The sequence below is a fragment of the Amycolatopsis sp. WAC 01375 genome (assembly GCF_003947325.1).
Classification (GTDB): domain Bacteria; phylum Actinomycetota; class Actinomycetes; order Mycobacteriales; family Pseudonocardiaceae; genus Amycolatopsis.
Genome location: NZ_QHHW01000043.1, coordinates 124,120 through 142,601 on the forward strand (window position 1 = coordinate 124,120; position 18,482 = coordinate 142,601).

The 18,482-nt window shown below is 68.7% G+C and carries 17 protein-coding genes; 7 read left to right on the plus strand and 10 right to left on the minus strand.

The window, feature by feature from the left end; genetic code table 11:
* Entirely contained in the window at nucleotides 1-717 is a 717-nt protein-coding gene (locus DL991_RS29825; protein WP_125787682.1) for an iron-sulfur cluster assembly protein, read from the plus strand.
* Complete coding sequence (locus DL991_RS29830) at nucleotides 714-1,739, plus strand: NAD(P)-dependent alcohol dehydrogenase (protein WP_125787683.1); 1,026 nt, start codon at nucleotides 714-716, stop codon at nucleotides 1,737-1,739. The genes DL991_RS29825 and DL991_RS29830 overlap by 4 nt, the downstream gene beginning before the upstream one ends.
* A 163-nt stretch (nucleotides 1,740-1,902) precedes the next feature.
* Here the strand turns inward: DL991_RS29830 and DL991_RS29835 are convergent, their stop codons facing one another.
* Nucleotides 1,903-2,772: a TetR/AcrR family transcriptional regulator gene (locus DL991_RS29835; RefSeq protein WP_125787684.1), complete on the minus strand. Its 870-nt coding sequence runs from the start codon at nucleotides 2,770-2,772 to the stop codon at nucleotides 1,903-1,905.
* An 88-nt stretch (nucleotides 2,773-2,860) separates the two neighbouring features.
* Here DL991_RS29835 and DL991_RS29840 point away from each other — a divergent pair, with 88 nt between their 5' ends.
* Nucleotides 2,861-4,657 (plus strand): right-handed parallel beta-helix repeat-containing protein, encoded by a 1,797-nt coding sequence (locus DL991_RS29840; protein WP_125787685.1) that lies wholly within the window; start codon nucleotides 2,861-2,863, stop codon nucleotides 4,655-4,657.
* 141 nt (nucleotides 4,658-4,798) lie between these two features.
* Here DL991_RS29840 and DL991_RS29845 read toward each other — a convergent pair whose 3' ends face one another.
* Nucleotides 4,799-6,181, minus strand: a complete 1,383-nt coding sequence (locus tag DL991_RS29845; RefSeq protein ID WP_125787686.1) for a PLP-dependent aminotransferase family protein — start codon at nucleotides 6,179-6,181, stop codon at nucleotides 4,799-4,801.
* Here DL991_RS29845 and DL991_RS29850 point away from each other — a divergent pair.
* Complete coding sequence (locus DL991_RS29850) at nucleotides 6,180-7,403, plus strand: aminotransferase class V-fold PLP-dependent enzyme (protein WP_125787687.1); 1,224 nt, start codon at nucleotides 6,180-6,182, stop codon at nucleotides 7,401-7,403. The genes DL991_RS29845 and DL991_RS29850 overlap by 2 nt on opposite strands.
* Nucleotides 7,404-7,457: 54 nt before the next feature.
* Here the strand turns inward: DL991_RS29850 and DL991_RS29855 are convergent, their stop codons facing one another.
* The 4 genes from DL991_RS29855 to DL991_RS29870 all read right to left on the minus strand — a co-directional run bounded on the left by DL991_RS29855 (nucleotide 7,458) and on the right by DL991_RS29870 (nucleotide 12,453).
* Nucleotides 7,458-9,500: a M3 family metallopeptidase gene (locus tag DL991_RS29855; RefSeq protein WP_125787688.1), complete on the minus strand. Its 2,043-nt coding sequence runs from the start codon at nucleotides 9,498-9,500 to the stop codon at nucleotides 7,458-7,460.
* A 103-nt stretch (nucleotides 9,501-9,603) separates the two neighbouring features.
* Nucleotides 9,604-10,314: a histidine phosphatase family protein gene (locus DL991_RS29860; RefSeq protein WP_125787689.1), complete on the minus strand. Its 711-nt coding sequence runs from the start codon at nucleotides 10,312-10,314 to the stop codon at nucleotides 9,604-9,606.
* Nucleotides 10,315-10,567: 253 nt separating this feature from the next.
* Nucleotides 10,568-11,407 carry an undecaprenyl-diphosphate phosphatase gene (locus DL991_RS29865; protein ID WP_125787690.1) on the minus strand — a complete coding sequence of 280 codons (840 nt, stop codon included), beginning with the start codon at nucleotides 11,405-11,407 and terminating at the stop codon, nucleotides 10,568-10,570.
* Nucleotides 11,407-12,453 (minus strand): LLM class F420-dependent oxidoreductase, encoded by a 1,047-nt coding sequence (locus tag DL991_RS29870; RefSeq protein WP_125787691.1) that lies wholly within the window; start codon nucleotides 12,451-12,453, stop codon nucleotides 11,407-11,409. The genes DL991_RS29865 and DL991_RS29870 overlap by 1 nt, the downstream gene beginning before the upstream one ends.
* 137 nt (nucleotides 12,454-12,590) lie before the next feature.
* Between DL991_RS29870 and DL991_RS29875 the strand changes: the two genes are divergently transcribed.
* The 3 genes from DL991_RS29875 to DL991_RS29885 all read left to right on the plus strand — a co-directional run bounded on the left by DL991_RS29875 (nucleotide 12,591) and on the right by DL991_RS29885 (nucleotide 14,901).
* Nucleotides 12,591-13,556, plus strand: a complete 966-nt coding sequence (locus tag DL991_RS29875; RefSeq protein ID WP_199746780.1) for an aldo/keto reductase — start codon at nucleotides 12,591-12,593, stop codon at nucleotides 13,554-13,556.
* Nucleotides 13,557-13,669: 113 nt separating this feature from the next.
* Entirely contained in the window at nucleotides 13,670-14,683 is a 1,014-nt protein-coding gene (locus DL991_RS29880; RefSeq protein WP_125787692.1) for a YncE family protein, read from the plus strand.
* Entirely contained in the window at nucleotides 14,680-14,901 is a 222-nt protein-coding gene (locus DL991_RS29885) for a DUF5703 family protein (protein ID WP_016334446.1), read from the plus strand. Before DL991_RS29880 ends, DL991_RS29885 begins: the two co-directional genes overlap by 4 nt.
* A gap of 228 nt (nucleotides 14,902-15,129) precedes the next feature.
* Here DL991_RS29885 and DL991_RS29890 read toward each other — a convergent pair whose 3' ends face one another.
* The 4 genes from DL991_RS29890 to DL991_RS29905 all read right to left on the minus strand — a co-directional run.
* On the minus strand, nucleotides 15,130-15,876 hold the full coding sequence (locus DL991_RS29890; RefSeq protein ID WP_125787693.1) for an SRPBCC domain-containing protein: 747 nt from the start codon (nucleotides 15,874-15,876) through the stop codon (nucleotides 15,130-15,132).
* Nucleotides 15,877-16,473, minus strand: coding sequence for a helix-turn-helix domain-containing protein (locus DL991_RS29895; protein ID WP_125787694.1), 597 nt, complete (start codon nucleotides 16,471-16,473; stop codon nucleotides 15,877-15,879). It abuts the gene before it with no gap.
* Nucleotides 16,474-16,513: 40 nt separating this feature from the next.
* Nucleotides 16,514-17,401, minus strand: a complete 888-nt coding sequence (locus tag DL991_RS29900; RefSeq protein ID WP_125787695.1) for an alpha/beta fold hydrolase — start codon at nucleotides 17,399-17,401, stop codon at nucleotides 16,514-16,516.
* Nucleotides 17,401-18,482 (minus strand): M20/M25/M40 family metallo-hydrolase (locus tag DL991_RS29905; protein ID WP_148106372.1); only part of this gene is annotated, 1,082 nt, incomplete at its 5' end. The genes DL991_RS29900 and DL991_RS29905, both read right to left, overlap by 1 nt.

An 18,482-nucleotide genomic window follows, 5' to 3' on the forward strand; every position in this document is an offset into this window, starting at 1 on the left:
ATGCGCGAACACGACGCCTACACCGCACTCCACGCCGTCTTCGACCCCGAACTCGACGAACCCATCACCGACCTCGGCTTCGTCCGCTCCCTCACCGTCGACGGAACCGAGGTCACCGTCCACCTGAGGCTCCCGACGTCGTTCTGCTCACCGAACTTCGCCTACCTCATGGCCTCCGACGCCAAAGACGTCCTCACCGCGCTCGACGGCGTATCCCGGGTCCACGTCGTCCTCGACGACCACCACGACTCCGACCTCATCAACCGCGGCCTCGCCGCCGACGCCGGATACCGCGGCACCTTCGGCGACGAAGCCGAACAGGACCTCGACGAACTCCGGCTCACCTTCCGCCGCAAAGCCTGCACCGCGGCCATGGAACGCGCCCTCACCCGGCTCCTGCGCGAAAACCGTGAGCTGACCGAGGACGGGCTCCACGACATCACGCTCGGCGACCTTCCCGACCATCGCACCACCCACGCACTCCTGCGCCGGCGAGCCGCACTCGGACTCGACACCGCACCGGAAGCGCCTGTCCTCGTCGACGACCACGGAAAGCCCTACCCCCGCGAAGAAGTCCCACTACGGCTGCGCTTCGCCCGCTCCGTCCGCATCTCGATCGACGGCAACGCCCACTTCTGCCGTGGCCTGCTCCGCACCCGGTACCCGGAATCCGCCGCCGACCAGACACCCCGAACCCAGGAGGTCCACGCATCGTGAAAGCGATCCAGGTCATCGGTTACCACGAAAAGCTCCAGCTGACCGAGGTCGCCGAACCCGAACCGACCGGCCCCTACGACGTCATCGTCCGCATCGGCGGCGCCGGCGTCTGCCGCACCGACCTCCACATCCTCGAAGGCCAATGGGCCGAGAAATCCGGCGTCACCCTGCCGTACACGATCGGCCACGAAAACGCCGGCTGGGTACACGCCGTCGGCAGCGCGGTGACGAACGTGGCCGAAGGCGACAAGGTCATCGTCCACCCCCTCATCACCTGCGGCCTCTGCCGCGCCTGCCGCTCCGGCGACGACGTCCACTGCGCCCAGTCGCAGTTCCCCGGCATCGACACCGCCGGCGGCTACGCGGAGTACCTCAAGACCTCCGCCCGCAGCGTCGTCCGCATCGACGACTCCCTCGAACCCGCCGACGTCGCCGCCCTCGCCGACGCGGGCCTCACCGCGTACCACGCCGCGGCGAAAGCCTCCCGCAGGCTCCGGCCCGGCGACCGCTGCGTCGTCATCGGCGCCGGCGGCCTCGGCCACATCGGCATCCAGGTCCTCAAAGCCCTCACCGCCGCCGAGCTCATCGTCGTCGACCGCAACCCCGACGCCCTCGAACTCGCCGTCACCATCGGCGCCGACCACGGCGTCATCGCCGACGGCACCCAGATCGACCAGGTCCTCGACCTCACCGGCGGCGAAGGCGCCGAAACCGTGATCGACTTCGTCGGCGAAGGCGGCGCCACGACGGACGGCCTCGCCATGCTGCGCCGCGCGGGCGACTACCACGTCGTCGGCTACGGCGAGAACATCGACGTCCCCACCATCGACGTCATCTCCGCCGAGATCAACCTGATCGGCAACCTCGTCGGCTCCTACACCGACCTCTGCGAACTCATGGTCCTCGCCGCACAGGGCCGCGTGAAACTCCACACCGCGCGCTACCCCCTCGAGGAGTTCCAAACCGCGCTCGACGACCTCGACGCGGGGCGCATCCGGGGCAGGGCGATCCTCGTTCCCTGACAACGTTCCGATGTGGCGGTGGAGGATTCGGGACACTCACTGTCCCGAATCCTCCACCCAGACAAGCCCCGGCTCGCTCTATGCGGGTTTTGATCTTGTAGTTGAAGTTGATCTTGCCTGCTGCCGTGCCGAATAGGTCGTTATACACTTCAAAGCGACCAAGTCAGTCCGGCTGAGCCTGCCGCTTGCGGTAAGCGCGCTGCTGACAAGCCCGTGAGCAGTAGTCTCGCGGCCTGCCCCGCCCTCCCCCGTCCAGCGGATTACCGCAGATGACACACTCCCCTCCCCTGGTTTCGTCACGCATTACCTCACTCCCCTGACCGTCGACGAGCGCCTGGACGCCGTCGAGGGTGCGCCGCAATCCGAAGTCGAAGGGGTCGAGCGGCACGTCCATTCCCCCGGCCTTCCACAGTCGCTCCAGCGCCGGATAGCCGTCCAGGCGCTCGAAGAGGGACTCGCGCTCGCTCCACCAGCGCTCATGGGACACACCTGTGCGCCGCTGGAGTTCGGCGGTCTCCCCCGCTTGACGCGCGACGGACTCGACGAATCCACCCACCAGGTTCACCACCGCGATCACCTGCGCCGGCGCCAGGCCGCTCCGAGACGCCACATCGAGCGCGTGGTCGTATCCGGCCATGATGTTCGGCCCTGGCAGGCGACGGGTTCCGGCGCTGTGGACCAGCCATGGGTGCCGGCGATACCTCTCCCATGCCCGCCGCGCCCAGCGTTCCAGGCCCGCTCGCCAGCCGAGCCCGTCCGAGGGCTCCATCGGGAACTCGCCGTACACCGCGTCACGCATGAGTTCCACCAGCTCCGCTTTGCCGGGTACGTACCGGTAGAGCGACATGGTGGTGGTGCCGAACCGTTCCGCGACCTTGCGCATCGACAGTGCGGCGAGCCCATCGGCATCCGCGACTTCGACGGCCGCGGCGACGATCCGGCCGAGACTCAAGCCGGGCCGCTCCGGCTCGGCGGCGCCCCACAGCAGCTCGATCGCGCGCTCCGGATCCGGCTGCGTGTCGTCTTCCGCCACCGGGCTACTCCTTGACTCTCATCACTCGAACGTGTTTAGCTGATAAACCTCAGTATATCCCATAAACCTCTCGCAGGAGCGCTTCAGCATGCCTGAAATCAGGTTCTTCGTATCCACCGACGGCAGAGACGACTGGTCCGGCACTGCCGATAAGCCTTTCGCCACTCCGAAAGCAGCGCAAGAGGCTGTCCGCGCCGTCACCGCCGAGATGACCGGCGACGTCATCGTCACCTTCACGGCAGGCGTCCATCACCTCGAAGAACCCCTTGCCTTCGACGACGCGCTCGGCGATTCCGGCAGGAACGGATTCCGCGTGATCTACCAGGTCCATGGCTACGGAACCCCTGATCAGGCGGAGGTCGAAGTGAGCGGTGGCCGGGTGATCACCGGCTGGACCGCGGGCGACGACGGCGTCTGGACGGCACCCATCGGCGACCTGGCACCGCGACGTCTCACCGTCGACGGCCGCCCCGCCACACGAGCGGCCCGCAAGGACGGCCTTCCGGGGAGCGTGACGAAAACAGCCACCGGTTACGTCACAGACAGCGCGGAGCCACAGGCGTGGCCGGACCCGTCCGGACTGGAGTTCGTGTACCCCGGCGTTTACCCGTGGTCCGAGGCCAGGCTCGCGGTCGCGTCGATCTCCGGTGACGCGGCCTCGTCCACGATCACCATGGCCCAACCCGCCTTCGACAACGCCAAGTCCCTCTACGACTCCAAGTGGTACGGCGCCGGCGGAGACGGCACCTGGGACGGCCTCGCCGCACCTTCCGTACTCGAGAACAACGTGGCCTTCCTGACCGACCCGGGAACCTTCGCCGTCAGCGCCGACCCGACTGGCCACGTCCTCCACTACCGTCCACGCCCCGGTGAGGAGATCGGCAAGACCCGAGTCGTCGCCCCGGCGCTGGAGACACTCGTCAGCGGACAGAGCGTGCACGACCTCGTACTGCGCGGCTTCACCTTCACCGACGCGACCTGGTCCGGTCCCACCAAAACCGGTGGTTACCTGCACTATCACGGCAACGCCCGTTACGAGCGGGGCGAATTCCAGAAGATCGACCTCGGCGCGGACGTGGGCTACGTCCACGTGCCCGCGGAGCCGGTTCAGTTGCCCGCCAACGTCAGCCTCACCTCGGCCCGCCGGGTCACGCTGGAGGGCAATCACTTCACCCGGCTCGGCGCGGGGGCACTCCTGATCGAGGACGGCACCGACGTCGAGATCCGCGCGAACGTCTTCGACGAGATCTCGGGGAGCGGGATCGCCGTCCACACGAGCACCCGGGTCTCCGTCGAGGACAACCTCGTCCACCACATCGCCACCGAGTACCGCGGCTCCCCCGCCGTCCTCGTCGTCGAGTCCGAAGAAACCACCGTGGCCCACAACGAGATCCACGACGTCCCGCACAACGGCATCGTGATCACCGGCGGCGAGCGAGCCGGCGGCACCCAGGTGATCTCGAACCTCGTCGAACGCAGCATGGGGAAGCTGATGGACGGCGGCGGCATCTACCTCTCGGCACCGCAAGGCTCGTCGTTCGCCGGCGGGGCGATGGTCCGCGGCAACGTGATCCGCGACGTCCTCACCTCGTACAACTTCGGCCTCTACGCCGACTACGGCGCGGCGTGGATCACGGTCCTCGGCAACATCGTCCACCGAGCCGACACTCCGATCGTCCTCCAGGTGGGTCCGCCGATGGAGAACGTCGCCTTCGTCGGCAACTTCTGGGACGTCCTGCCCGACGGCTACGACACCCCACCCGAGACGGTGACCGTGGCCGGGAACACCTTGCTGCCCAAGGAGAGTTTCGACGAGGCCGTCCAAACGGTCCCGGCAGGCGCCGACATCCTCGCGCGGGCGGGCCGCCGGGGTCCGCGACGATGATCGTCGCTCCTGCCGGACGCGAGTCCGGCAGGAGCCGCTCCGGCAACGATCCCCGAGAAGACCACGCGCCATGTCGTCCTCGGTGGTGGTGTTCTTCTGCTGCTTGAAGCGGTTTTGACCTGAGCCGCGCAGTATAGGTCGTTATACACTTTGCTTGAGCCGTCGGATGCCCTCGGTGAGTTCGGCGATGTCGGCAGCGGCGGCGAAGCCCAGCCGAAGGAACGGTCCGGACGGCTCGGTGGCGAAGAACCGCTCCCCTGTCCCGATCACGACTCCTCGCTCTCTCGCGGTGCGGGCGAGCGCGTTCGCGTCGCTCCCCGCCGGCAGCCGCACCCACAGGTGCAGCCCACCCTCGGGAATCCGCGTGACAGTCCACTCAGGACACTCCCCGGCCAGCGCCGCGGCGGCCTTTCCGCATCGCTCCCGCAATTCCGCACCGAGTTTCCGCACGTGACGTTCCCAGGAAGGCGCGCTGAGCAGTTCGAGGGCCGCCTCCTGCAGCGGGCGGGAGACGAAGAAGTCGTCGACCCGCCGGATCGCCTTCATCCGGTCGAGGACCGGTCCCCGTGCGATCAGCGCGCCGATCCGGAGGCTCGGTGCGGCGGCTTTCGTCACCGACGTCAGGTGGACGACCGTGCCGTGGCGGTCGTCGGTGATCAGCGGACGCGGCGCCGTGGTCCCGTGCGAGAGATGCCGGGCGAAGTCGTCCTCCAGTACGAACGCGCCCGCCGCACGAGCCACCTCCAGCACGGGGGTCCGGCGTTCGGGGGCGAGCACGGTGCCGGTCGGGTTGTGAAAGGTGGGCTGGCAGTAGAAAAGCCGGGCTCCGGTCATCGCGAAGGCCTCGGCCAGCAGGTCCGGGCGGACCCCGTCGTCGTCGATCGGCACCGGCACCGGACGGAGTCCCGCCGCCCGCGCGGCGGCGAGTGCTCCCGGATAGGTCGGTGATTCGACGAGTATCGGGCTTCCCGGCGCCGCGATCGCCCGGAACGCCATGGAGAGCCCGCTCTGCCCGCCGGCGGTGATCAGGACGTCGTCCGGGGACGCGCCGGCCGGTCCCGCGAACACCGACCTCAGCGCGGTCAGCCCGGCGGCGGGTGCACGGTCCCAGGCGTCCGGACGGCGGCCCGCCCTGGCGAGTGCCGCGCCCAGGAACCGGGTCGCCTGCAGCGACCGGTGCGGATAACCGCCGTCGAGGAGGATCGCGCCGTCCGGCGGCGGGCCGAGGGTGCCGGTGAGGGATCTGGTGTCGACGCTGCGATCGGTCAGCGCGACGGTCTGCCACGCCGTATCGAGTGGTTCGCCCGCCGTCGACGGCTTCGTTGCCACGTACGTCCCGCTGCCGGGGCGCGTCACCACAGCGCCCTCGGCGGCGAGCAGGGCGATCGCGCGCGAGACCGTCACCGGGCCGACCCGGTAGCGCTCGATGAGCTCGCGGCTACTGGGCAGCCGGTCCCCCGCTGCCGCGGCGCGGATCAGCGAACGCAACTGGAGCACGAGCGCGGAAGTGCTACTATCCGACATGAAGGAACATGATAGTGCTACTGGACATCGCACGGAATCACTACTGGACATTCCGGCACTGCGGGCCGACACGCCGGGCAGCGACAAGGTCGTCCATTTCAACAACGCGGGCTGCGGACTGCTGGCGAAGCCGGTGCTCGCGGCGATGCTCGATCACCTGAATCTCGAAGCCGAGATCGGCGGTTACGAGGCCGCGGCCGCCCGTGCGACCGAGGTCGACGGCTTCTACCGTGAAATCGCGGCACTCATCAACGCGCGGCCGCGCAACATCGCCTTCGCGGCGAGCGCCACCCACGCCTATTCCACGGCGCTGTCCTCGATCCGGTTCGAACCCGGCGACGTCGTGCTCACCACCCGCAACGACTTCATCTCCAACCAGATCGCGTTCCTGTCACTGCGGAAGCGCTTCGGCGTCGAGGTCGTGCACGCGCCGGACACGCCGGAAGGCGGTGTCGACGTCGAAGCCATGGCGGCCCTGATGCGCGCGAAGAAGCCGAAACTGGTCGCCGCCACGCACATTCCGACCAATTCGGGGCTGGTCCAGCCGGTCGCCGAGATCGGGCGGCACTGCCGGGAACTCGGTCTGCTGTATCTCGTCGACGCCTGTCAGTCGGTCGGTCAGTACCCCATCGACGTGGAGGAGATCGGCGCCGACCTGCTCACCTCGACGTGCCGCAAGTTCCTGCGCGGCCCTCGTGGTTCGGGATTCTTGTTCGTCTCCGACCGGTTCCTCGAAGCAGGACACGAGCCGCTGTTCATCGACATGCACGGCGCCCGCTGGAGCGCGCCCGGCGACTACGAACCCGCGGCTTCGGCCTCCCGGTTCGAGGAATGGGAATTCCCGTACGCCACGGTGCTCGGCTGCGCCGCGGCCGCGAGGTACGCCCGCGCGGTCGGCCTGGAGGCGATCTCACGGCGCACCCCCGCACTCGCGGCGAGGCTGCGGGACGGACTCGGCGCCATCGCGGGCGTCGAGGTGCTCGACCGCGGCTCGCGACTGGGCGCACTGGTGACGTTCTCGATCAAGGACTGGGAGGCTGTGCCGTTCAAGGCGGCGATGGACGCCCGGCGGATCAACTCGGCGCTCAGCTACCGGGAGTTCGCGCAGTTCGACTTCGGGGACAAGGACGTCGACTGGTGCCTGCGGCTGAGCCCTCACTACTACAACACGGAACAAGAGGTGGACGACGTGGCCGCGGCCGTCGCCGAACTCGCCGCCTGACGCGGTTTCCCTGCCTGGGCGCTGGGGGTGTCCGGGCAGGGAAACCGTCAGGGATCAGGCCCCGGCGAGGCCGCGGCGCTTCAGCAGCGGCTCGATCTCCGGGTCGCGGCCGCGGAACGCGCGGAAGGCGGCCATCGGGTCGACGCTGCCGCCCCGGCCGAGCAGTTCACGGCGGAAGTGGTCACCGTTTTCCCTGATGAGCCCGCCGTTCTCGCGGAACCACTGGACGGTGTCGGCGTCGAGGACCTCACTCCAGATGTAGGAGTAGTACCCGGCGCTGTAGCCGCCGCTGAAGATGTGCGCGAAGTAGGTGGTGCGGTAGCGCGGCGGCACGGCCTCCAGCGCGACACCCGCCTTCGTCAGCGCCTCGGATTCGAACCGCTGGACGTCCTCCACGTGGTCCTCGGTGCCGAGCGCGTGCCACGCCTGGTCGAGGAGGGCCGCCGCGAGGTACTCGGTGGTCGAGAAGCCTTCACCGTACTGCTGCGACGCCAGGAGCTTGTCGATCTGCTCCTGCGGAAGCGGCTCACCGGTCACGTGGTGCTTCGCGTAGTTGGCCAGCACCTCGGGCCACAGCATCCACATCTCGTTGACCTGCGACGGGTACTCGACGAAGTCACGCGGCACGTTCGTGCCGGAGAACATCGGGTACTCGACGTCGGAAAGCAGCGAGTGCAGTGCGTGCCCGAACTCGTGGAACGCGGTGTCGACCTCGTCGAAGGTCAGCAGGGTCGGCTCAAGGGACGGCGGTTTGGCGACGTTGAGCACGTTCACCACGACCGTCTTGGTGCCCAGGAGTTTCGTCTGGTCGACGAAGTTGTTCATCCAGGCGCCGCCGCGCTTCGAGTCGCGGGCGTAGTAGTCGAGCAGGAACAGGCCGAGTTCCGTGCCGTCCGCGTCGAAGACCTCGAAGATCCGGACCTCCGGGTGGTACTTCGGCAGGTCCTCCCGCTCGGTGAAGCTCAAGCCGTACAACTTGGACGCGGCGAAGAAGACCCCGTCGGTCAGCACCCGGTTCAGTTCGAAGTACGGGCGCAACGCCGCGGTGTCGACGTCGAACCGGTCCTTGCGGACGCGTTCGGCGTAGAACGCCCAGTCCCACGGCCGCAGGACCGCGCCCGGGATGTCGGCTTCGAGGTAGCGCTGCAGCTCTTCGGCTTCGGCCTTGGCGTTGGCGCTCGCGACCGGGGCGAGGCGTTCCAGCAGGCCCACCGCGGCCTCGGCGGTCTTCGCGGTCTCGTCTTCGATGACGTACGAAGCGTGGTCGGGGAAGCCCAGCACCGCGGCCCGCTCCGCGCGCAAGCGGACCAGCTGAGCCACGATCTCGTTGTTGTCCGACTCGTTGCCCCGGTTGCCGCGGGACACCGACGCGGTGAAGATCCGCTCGCGCAAGGCGCGGTCCTCCAGCGAGGCCAACGCGGCCTGCGCCGTCGGCAGGGTCAGCTTGAGGACGTACTTGCCCTCCTCGCCGGCGGTCTCGGCGGCCGTGGCGATCTCGGCCTCACCCAGTCCCGCGAGCTCCGCGACGTCGTCGACGACCACGGCGAGTTCGTTGGTGTCCTTGAGCAGGTTCTGCTGGAACTTGGTCGACAAGGTCGAAAGCTGCTCGTTCAGCTCACGCAGGCGCTTCTGCTCGGCTTCGGGAAGCCCGGCGCCGGCGCGGCGCACGTCCGTGTGGTGACGCTCCAGCAGGCGAAGCGACTCGGGGTCGAGACCGAGTTCATGCCTGCGCTCGAACAGGGTGTTGATCCGGGCGAACAGCGCCGGGTTCAGGTTGATGGCGTCGGCGTGCGCGGCCAGCCGCGGCGCCATCTCGGCCTGCACGCGCTGGATCTCGTCGTTCGCGTTGGATCCGGCGAGGTTGAAGAAGACGCTGGACACGCGAGACAGCAGCCTGCCGGACTTTTCGAGCGCGACGACGGTGTTCTCGAAGGTCGGCGGCTCGGCCGAGTTCGCGATCTCGTCGATTTCGGCGGCGTGCTCGGCCAAGCCCGCTTCGAAGGCGGGAAGGAAGTGCTCGTCGGCGATCCGGTCGAACGGAGGAAGGGCGTAGGGCAGCTCACTCGGCGCGGCGAACGGGTTGTCCTGCGAAATCATCGGTGTTGCTCCCGGGTCGTCGAATCTGCTGGTCTGGCCACCTTACGGGCAGCGAGGGGCCGGTGGATGCCGTCCGTGGCGGTGACGCCACCGACGGCGGTGGTCACGCTCCGGTGGTACCGCCCACCACCGCGTCGGAGCTCCGCTTTCCCTTGCCCCGCTTGGCTTTGGCCTTGGGTTCCGGTGGTGCGATACCGGCCAGGTCGCCGCCGTTGTCGTTGACGCGCAACACGAACGGACGAGTCTCGGTGTACCGGACGACCGAAACCGACGCCGGATCGACCACGATCCGCTGGAACGAATCGAGATGCTGGCCGAGCGCGTCGGCGAGGATCGCCTTGATCACATCGCCATGACTGCATAAGAGCCACACCGCGTCTTCCCCGTGTTTCGCGGTGATCCTGGCGTCATGCGCGCGGACGGCCGCGACCGACCGGGCCTGCATCTCGGCGAGCCCTTCGCCGCCGGGAAAGACCGCGGCCGAGGGATGCGCCTGCACGACCCGCCACAGAGGTTCCTTGAACAGATCCTTGAGCGCGCGACCGGTCCATTCGCCGTAGTCCACTTCGGACAAACCGGGCTCTTTGAGCTTGTCCAGACCGCGTGCCTCGGCCAGCTTCGCGACCGTCTGGCGGCAGCGGAGCATCGGCGAGACCACCAGCTCGGCGAGCGGCACCGGCGCCAGGCGCTCGACGAGCGCGGCCGCCTGTGCCCGGCCGGTGTCGTCCAGGCCGACCTTGGGCGTGCGCCCGGCCAGGACACCCGAACCGTTCGCCGTGGACTTGCCGTGGCGCAGAAGGATCACAGTACTCACGTGGCCCACCCTACGTGTCGTGCTTTGCCCCGCTACGAAACCTCGTGAGTGGGTAAGGACGGTTCTGGCCAAGGGTGTTTGGGTACCTGCTGGGGTGAGCCGGGTAGCGGCCGGTCCGTGAAGGCCATCACGAGCCTCAGCAGCACCACCCCCAGTACGTGAAGGCCCCCTTCCTTGCTCCAGGCGCAAGCAAGGGGGCCTTCACGGACCGTGCCTGGCAACGACCGCAAGCAGGTGCCGAATCGCGTCGGGGTTACAGGTGCGGGCCGGCGCCTGGGTCCAGGACACCGGTGAAGATCAGCACGAAGAGCAGGGCACCGAGCACGAGCCGGTAGATCACGAACGGCACGAAGCTCTTGGTCTTGATGTACGACATCAGCCAGGCGATGACGGCGTAGCCGACGCCGAACGCGACCAACGTCGCCAGGATCGTCGGCCCCCACTGTGCCGGGGCGCCGTCCTTGCCGATGTCGGTCAGCTTGTACAGGCCAGAGCCGAACACCGCCGGCAGCGCCAGCAGGAAGGAGTACTCCGCCGCCTCCGCGCGTGTGTAGCCGAGGAGCAGCCCGGCGCTGGTGGTGCCGCCGGAGCGGGAGACGCCCGGGATCAACGCCAGCGCCTGCGCGAACCCGAAGCCGAGGCCGTGCGGCACGGTCAGGTGGTCGAGCGTGCGTTGCTGTTTCCCGATGCGGTCGGCCACCAGCAGGATGAGCCCGAACACGATCAGCGTGGTCGCGGTGATCCGCAGGTCACGGAAGGTTTCGTCGATGGCGTCCTGCAGCAGCAGGCCCAGTACGACGATCGGCATCGAGCCGACGATGATCAGCCAGCCCAGCCGGGCGTCGGGGTCGCGGCGCCAGTCCTTCTTGTAGATCGAGAAGAACCAGGCGCGGAGGATTTTCCCGATCTTGTTCGAGAAGTACAGGATGACCGCGAGTTCGGTGCCGATCTGGGTCACCGCGGTGAACGCGGCGCCCGGGTCGTCCCAGCCGGCGAGCGCCGCGGTGATCCGCAGGTGCGCGCTGGAGGAGATCGGCAGGAATTCCGTGAGGCCTTGGACGAGACCGAGGACCAGTGCTTCGAACCATCCCATCAGGCGACACCGGCCAGTTCGATCGCTTCGGCCGCGATCTCGAGGGCGCGTGCGGAGCCCTCCGGATCCGGCATGGACGGGGCGACGGTCAGCGTGGTGACGCCGGACTCGGCGAAGGCCCGCATCCGGTCGGCGATCCGCTCCTTGGGGCCCAGCAGCGACGTCGCGTCGATGAACTCGAGCGGGACGGCCGCCATGGCGCCCGCGTAGTCCTTGCCCAGGTACTTCTGCTGGACGTCGGCCGCTTCGCGTTCGAAGCCCATCCGGCAGGCGAGCTGGTTGTAGAAGTTCTTCTCCCGGCTGCCCATCCCGCCGATGTACAGCGCCGCGTAGCCGCGGACCGCGTCGGCGCAGGCCTCCCAGTCGTCCCCGACCACGAGCGGGACGGTGGGGACGACGTCGAAGCCGTCGAGCGAGCGCGCGGCCTTGTCGGCCCCCGCCTGGATCAGCTTCAGCTGCTCACCGGCGTGCTCGGGCGAGTAGAACACCGGCAGCCAGCCGTTCGCGATCTCGCCGGTCAGTTCGAGGTTCTTCGGGCCGATGGCGGCCAGGTACACGGGGATCTCTTCGCGTACGGGGTGCACGGTCAGGGTCAGCGCCTTGCCGGGCCCGTCGGGCAGGGGCAGCTGGAAGTGGTCGCCGTCGTAGCGGACCCGGTCGCGGCTCAGCGCCTTGCGGACGATCTCGACGTATTCGCGGGTGCGGCCGAGCGGCGACGCGAACTTCACCCCGTGCCAGCCTTCGGACACCTGCGGGCCGGAAACGCCGAGGCCGAGGCGGAACCGGCCGGCCGAAAGCGTGTCCAGGGTCGCGGCGGTCATCGCGGTCATCGCCGGTGTCCGCGCGGGGATCTGCAGCACCGCGCTGCCCACGTCGATCCGTGACGTCTGCGCCGCCACCCACGCCAGCACCGTCGGCGCGTCCGAACCGTACGCCTCCGCGGCCCAGACGACCGCGTAGTCGAGTTCGTCCGCCTTCTTCGCCAATGCCAGGTTGGCCGCGTCGTTTCCCGCGCCCCAATAGCCCAAGTTCAGTCCGAGTCGCACGGCGTGAATGTATCCATCGGAGTGTCACTCCTCCGTTCAGGGTGTTGACACGGCGATGACCCGCACGGTGGTACTCGATCACGACACGCTGACCTGCTCCGCGTCACCCACTTGCCTTCCGGCTAGGCTCGCCCGTCGTGGAAAAGCGACAGCTCGGCCGGTCGGGACTTCGGGTCTCGCGGATGGCCCTCGGGACCATGACGTGGGGTGGCGACACCGACTCGGAGGAGGCGGCGAGCCAGCTGGTCGCGTTCGTCGACGCCGGGGGCACCCTGGTCGACACCGCCGACATCTACGGCGAAGGCGAGAGCGAACGCGTACTCGGTGCCCTGCTCGGCGACCTAGTCCCGCGCGACGACATCGTGCTCGCCACCAAGGCCGTCGCCCGCCGCACCGATGGCCCGTTCGGCGGCGGCGCCTCACGCGGTGCCCTGCTGAGCGCGCTCGAAGGTTCGCTGCGACGGCTCGGCACCGACCACATCGACCTCTGGCAACTGCACGCCTGGGACACCACAGTGCCGGTCGACGAGACCCTCGGCGCCCTCGAGTACGCCGTGACCAGCGGCAAGGCCCGCTACGTCGGCGTCTCCAACTACTCCGGCTGGCAGCTGGCGACCGCCGCGGCCCGCAGTTCCGCCGCCGCCCCGCTGGTCTCGACGCAGGTCGAGTACTCGCTGCTGGAGCGCGGCGTCGATCGCGAGGTCGTCCCGGCCGCGGAACACCACGGCATCGGGCTCCTGCCGTGGGCGCCGCTCGGCCGGGGCGTGCTCACCGGCAAGTACCGCAGCGGGACACCCGCCGATTCGCGCGGCGCTTCGAGTGTTTTCGCGGGCTATGTCGAACATCACCGGACCGAACGCGCGGCCCGGATCGTGCAGGCGGTCGCGACGGCCGCCGACGGCCTCGGGACCTCACCGCTGGCCGTCGCGCTGGCCTGGGTCCGAGACCGGCCCGGGGTGGTCGCGCCCGTGGTCGGGGCCCGTGACACCGGTCAGCTGACCGGCTCGCTCACGGCCGAGGACATCATGCTCCCGCCCGCCATCCGCTCGGCGCTCGACGACGTCAGCGCGATCGAGGTCGGATACCCGGAACGCGGCCTGTGAGCCGTCTCGAATACTGGATTAGGTGACTGTTGGGTGACGCAGACGTGACGTGGTGGAGTTCCTGGAGGATGCTGGACAGGTCCGTCCGACGATTAGCAGGTGGAGGCACCAAGGTGGGTCGGCTGTCCGCCGTTTCCCGGATCGCGATCCCGCTCGCTGGCGCCCTGGTGCTCTCGTCCTGCAGTACGGATGACACACCGAACGACACCTTGCAGATCGTGCAGAACCCCGTCGCGGCCACCGCGGCGGTCTCCCCCGCGGTGACCATCAAGCCCACCGGTTCGGTGTTCGCCGGGCCGGGTGTGAAGGCGTTGGCGACCGACGAGGCGAGCAAGACGCTGGTCGTCGCGGTCTCGGAGCCGCCCTCCCTGCGCATCTACGATCTCGCCGCTCTGGACGCCCCGAAGACGACCGTGGCCTTGCCCGGTCCGGCGGAGCGGCTCACGGTGTCGGGGTCCCAGGTGCTCGCCAGCGTTCCCGGCAAGAGCCTGCTGGCGAAGGTCTCCCTGCCCGGTGGCGCGCTGGAGACGGTTCCGGTCGCGGGACAGCCGTCAGCCGGTCTCGCCGACGGCGACGCGACGCTGGTCTCCGTCCGCGATCGCAAGGTCGTCGAGGTGCTGTCGAAGAACGCGGGCCCGAAGACCATCACCGGCCAGATCTACAGCGCCGACGACGTGCTGAACACCGGCGACGGCGTGGTCGTGCTCGACAAGCTGCGCACCGCCTTGTTCGCCGTCGACCTCACCGAAGGCAAGATCGGCGAGGGTCTTCGTGCCGGTGACGGCGCGGCCAACGCCGTCACCGACGATCTCGGCCGCGTTTTCGTCACCGACGCGCGCGCGGGCGCGCTGCTGGCGTTCTCCACGACGCCGTTGCTGCTGCGCCAGCGCTATCCCGTTCCCGGCGGGGCGTACGGCCTCGCCTACGACCGCCCGCGCGGCCTCGTGTGGGTCACGCTCACGGGACGCAACGAGGTCGTGGGCTTCGACGTCCGCGGCGGGGAGCCGATCGAGAAACACCGGTTCCCCACCGTGCGGCAGCCAGATTCGGTCACCGTCGACGAGCAGAGCGGCCGCGTGGTCGTCGGCTCGGCCATCGGAGAAGGGATCCAGGTGATCACGCCATGACAGTTGTGGACGAGGCGGTGGTCGAAGGGGATTGGGAGTACCGGCGGCTGCAACTGCCTCCCGGTGTTTCCCGGCGGGCGGCGGCGACGCAGCTGTCGATCCACGCCGAATTCGCCGGATGGGAGCTCTCGACCGTCCGGCTCTACTCCGATGGGACCAGGAGGGTGTGGTTGCGCCGCAAGCGCACCGCCACCCCGCTGCCCGGCCTCATCACCTGAGCTGAAGGGGACTTCCCCGCATACGATGCCAGGGTCCCGGCAAAGTCACCTAACCGCTGGTCCACCGACGTTGCGAAAGTGGCTTTCGCAACACGCCACGATCGCCCTACCCCTCAGTAGAACCGAACCGCCACTCACAACCCCTGTCGAACCGACAGATAAGCATCAAAGGGATATCCAGCTGTCGGCTAGCGTCCTTCACCGCGTGAGATGCGGTGAAAGACCCCTTCAGCTCTTGAACACCCGGCCGAGCCAGCCTGCCCAAAGCGCGTCCTGTTCCACGGAGTCGACGTCGCCGAACAGGTGATGCATCGCGACCATCGGGCCGGCGAAGCCGCGGACGAACCTGAGGAGCGCGTCTCCGGTCCGGATCCCGACCGTCTGGCCGTTCGCGCAATAGACCTCGCCGTCCACAGTGGACACCGCACCGGTGGAAAGGCGGACCTTGTCCCCCGTCTCCGGACGCCCGGCCAGGCCCAGTTCCCGGCCCAGCTTCAGCCACGCGCTGTCCCAGTCCCCGATCATCGGCCCGAACACCGTGACCGGCACCGCCCGCCTGCCCGCGAAGCCGTTGAGGTACTCGACCAGGGTGCGGAAGAACAGCTCGCCGCCGGCGGTCATCGCCTCGAACTCGTCTTCCCAGTCGTCGCCCGGCAGGAAGCCGCTCGTCACGGTCCGCAGCACGGTACTGCCGCCGGAACGGCCCTCGATGAGGAATTCGTAGGCGACGAATCGTCCGTCCGGCGCGGGTTCCGTGCCGTAGACGAGCCGTTCCAGCGGGTCCCACGCCGTGATCGCCGACGTGGGTTCGTAGCCGCCGAAAGCGGTCTTCACGGTGCCGCCGACGCCTCCGTCGACCTCATTGCGCCCCATGAACCACGACGTGATCCCGGGCCCGGTGGCGATGGCGTCCCAGACCTGTTCCGGTGTCGCGTCGACCTCGAGGCGGTCGGTGAGCTCGAATTCGTGACCCATTCAGCGCTCCTCGGGCTCGGTTTTGACGCTCGGGTGGACGGCGACGACGATCCGGTGGTCGCGGCCCTGTTCGGCGCCTTCGTCGTGGTACTTGCTCACCAGGTTCGTGATCGCGACGGTGAGCTCTTCGGCGAACGCGGCCCTGTCCGCGGCCGACGAGAACCGCACCTCGCCATCGATCGCGAAGGTCGCGACCCGTTTGCGCGCCTTGGTCGAACCGGTGATCAGGAGGCCGACGTCGCGCACCAGTCTGCCTGCCACGGCGAGCAGCCAGCGCGCGGACAGCCGGTCCGGCGACTGGGCGGGATCGGGCTGCACGGCTGAAAGCGCCGTCGGTGAAATGACGTACGAAGACGCCGTCGCGCGCATCATGCGCTCGGTGACGTTCCCCTTGCGCCGTTCCTCGACGAGCTCGACCAGCCCGTGCTTCTCCAGCGCGCGAAGGTGGTAGTTCACCTTCTGTCTCGGCAGGTCGATCCGCGCGGCCAGCATCGTGGCCGACGCCGGTTCGGCGAGTTCGGCGAGCAGCCGGGCCCGGACGGGATCCAGCGACACTTCGGCCGCTTCCGCGTCCTCGATCACCGCAACGGAGAACATGGCAAGAAGGTGCCACCGAAAAGAGAAATTGTCAAGAACGTCAGGCTTGTCGGCGCGCTTCGGTCACCAGGGCGAGCAGGCGTGGCACCACCTGCGGAGCCGCCTCGAGCGGCACCACGTGCCCGACGCCGGGCAGCACCACGGACGTGCCGTTCTCCACTGCACCCGCCAGTTCCTCGACGTCCGCCGTGGGCACCAGCTTGTCGCGCTCCCCCACGATCGCGGTTACCGGCACCGCGCCGACCTGCGACAACGCCGATTCCCGCGTGTAGGCGTCCAAGGCGGGCCGGAACGCGGACACAGTCTGCGGCCAGTTGCCGCGGATCATCCGCACGGTCAGTTCGACGTCTGCGGGCACCGGGTCGTCCCCGAAGAGCCACCATCGCAGCCCGGCGGTCACGGCCTTGCTCGTATGCTCCCGCACCAGGCCGATCAGCTTCGACCCGAACACCATCTCCAAGTCCCTGCCGAGTTTCCCGAGCGCGTTCGGCCAGATCGCGTCCGGGGTGACTCCGCCCGCGGACATGGCGAGCAGCCCGATTCCCGCCACCCGCGCGGCGAAGACGTCCGGATGCCGCTGGGCGAGCGACAGGATCGCGAGGCCGCCCATGTCATGGCCGACCAGGACGATCCGGCCATTGGGGATCACCTTCTCCAGCACCTCGGCCAGATCGTCGGCGAGCTGCCCCATGGTGGCCGACGCGGCCCGGACCTCACCGGATTCGCCGTGGCCGCGCTGGTCGTAGGCCAACACGGCGACAGGTTCCTCCGCGGATTCGGACGCCTCGGCCAGCACCGGCGCGATACCGCGCCAGCTCCGCCTGTCGAGGGCGTACCCGTGAAGGAGCACCACGGTCACCGGCGCCGACGGATCACCCCAGCGCTCGAAGTGCAGGGGTGTGCCGTCGGCTGCCAGCAGACCGGGCATCAGGCCGAGCGGAGGAAGCGGTCGAGCACGCGCACGCCGAACTTCAGCGCCTCGACCGGGACACGTTCGTCGACCCCGTGGAACAGCGCGGAGAAATCGAGGTCCGCGGGCAGCCGCAACGGCGCGAACCCGAAGTTGCGGATACCGAGCGACTGGAACGACTTCGCGTCCGTGCCACCGGAGAGCATGTACGGGAGCGTGCGGGCACCCGGGTCCTCGGCGAGGACCGCGTTGGTCATCGCGTCGACGAGAGCGCCGTCGAAGGTCGTCTCGACCGGCGGCAGCTCCATCCACTCCTTCTCGATGTCCGGGCCGAGGATCTCCTCCAGTTCGGCGTTGAACGCCTCAAGACGCCCGGGAAGGATCCGGCAGTCGACCGAGGCCTCCGCGACCGAGGGGATGACGTTCGACTTGTACCCGGCGGTGAGCATCGTCGGATTCGCCGTGTCGCGCAGGGTCGCGCCGATCATCCGGGAGATGTTGCCGAGTTTCGCGACGGAACCCTCGATGTCGTCCTCGGGGAAGTCCCATCCGGTGATCTCGGTGACGCCGTCGAGGAACTCGCGCACGGAGTCGGTCATCACCAGCGGGAAGCGGTGGTTGCCGAGCCTGGCGACGGCCTCGGACAGCTTGGTGACGGCGTTGTCGCGGTGGATCATCGAACCATGGCCGGCGGTGCCGCGCACCCGCAGCTTCATCCAGCGAATGCCCTTTTCGGCCGTCTCGATGAGGTACGCGCGGACGTTGTCCTTCAGCGTGATCGAGAAGCCGCCGACCTCGCTGATCGCCTCGGTGACGCCCTCGAACAGCTCGGGCCGGTTCTCGACCAGCCACTGCGCGCCGTACTTGCCGCCCGCTTCTTCGTCGGCGAGGAACGCGAAGACGAGGTCACGCGGCGGGACGATGCCGTTGAGCTTGTAGTGACGGGCCAGCGCGAGCGCCATCGCGCACATATCCTTCATATCAACGGCGCCGCGGCCCCAGACGTAGTCGTCCTGGATCGCGCCCGAGAACGGGTGGACCGACCACTCCGAGGCGTCGGCCGGGACGGCGTCGAGGTGACCGTGGATCAGGAGCGCGC

Excerpts from the sequence above, each read along its gene's own strand:
- DL991_RS29825 (WP_125787682.1), top strand. The coding sequence starts at position 1 with ATGCGCGAACACGACGCCTACACCGCACTCCACGCCGTCTTCGACCCC.
- DL991_RS29840 (WP_125787685.1), top strand. The coding sequence starts at position 2,861 with ATGCCTGAAATCAGGTTCTTCGTATCCACCGACGGCAGAGACGACTGG.
- DL991_RS29850 (WP_125787687.1), top strand. The coding sequence starts at position 6,180 with ATGAAGGAACATGATAGTGCTACTGGACATCGCACGGAATCACTACTG.
- DL991_RS29845 (WP_125787686.1), bottom strand. The coding sequence starts at position 6,181 with ATGTCGGATAGTAGCACTTCCGCGCTCGTGCTCCAGTTGCGTTCGCTG.
- DL991_RS29855 (WP_125787688.1), bottom strand. The coding sequence starts at position 9,500 with ATGATTTCGCAGGACAACCCGTTCGCCGCGCCGAGTGAGCTGCCCTAC.
- DL991_RS29865 (WP_125787690.1), bottom strand. The coding sequence starts at position 11,407 with ATGGGATGGTTCGAAGCACTGGTCCTCGGTCTCGTCCAAGGCCTCACG.
- DL991_RS29885 (WP_016334446.1), top strand. The coding sequence starts at position 14,680 with ATGACAGTTGTGGACGAGGCGGTGGTCGAAGGGGATTGGGAGTACCGG.
- DL991_RS29890 (WP_125787693.1), bottom strand. The coding sequence starts at position 15,876 with ATGGGTCACGAATTCGAGCTCACCGACCGCCTCGAGGTCGACGCGACA.
- DL991_RS29895 (WP_125787694.1), bottom strand. The coding sequence starts at position 16,473 with ATGTTCTCCGTTGCGGTGATCGAGGACGCGGAAGCGGCCGAAGTGTCG.
- DL991_RS29900 (WP_125787695.1), bottom strand. The coding sequence starts at position 17,401 with ATGCCCGGTCTGCTGGCAGCCGACGGCACACCCCTGCACTTCGAGCGC.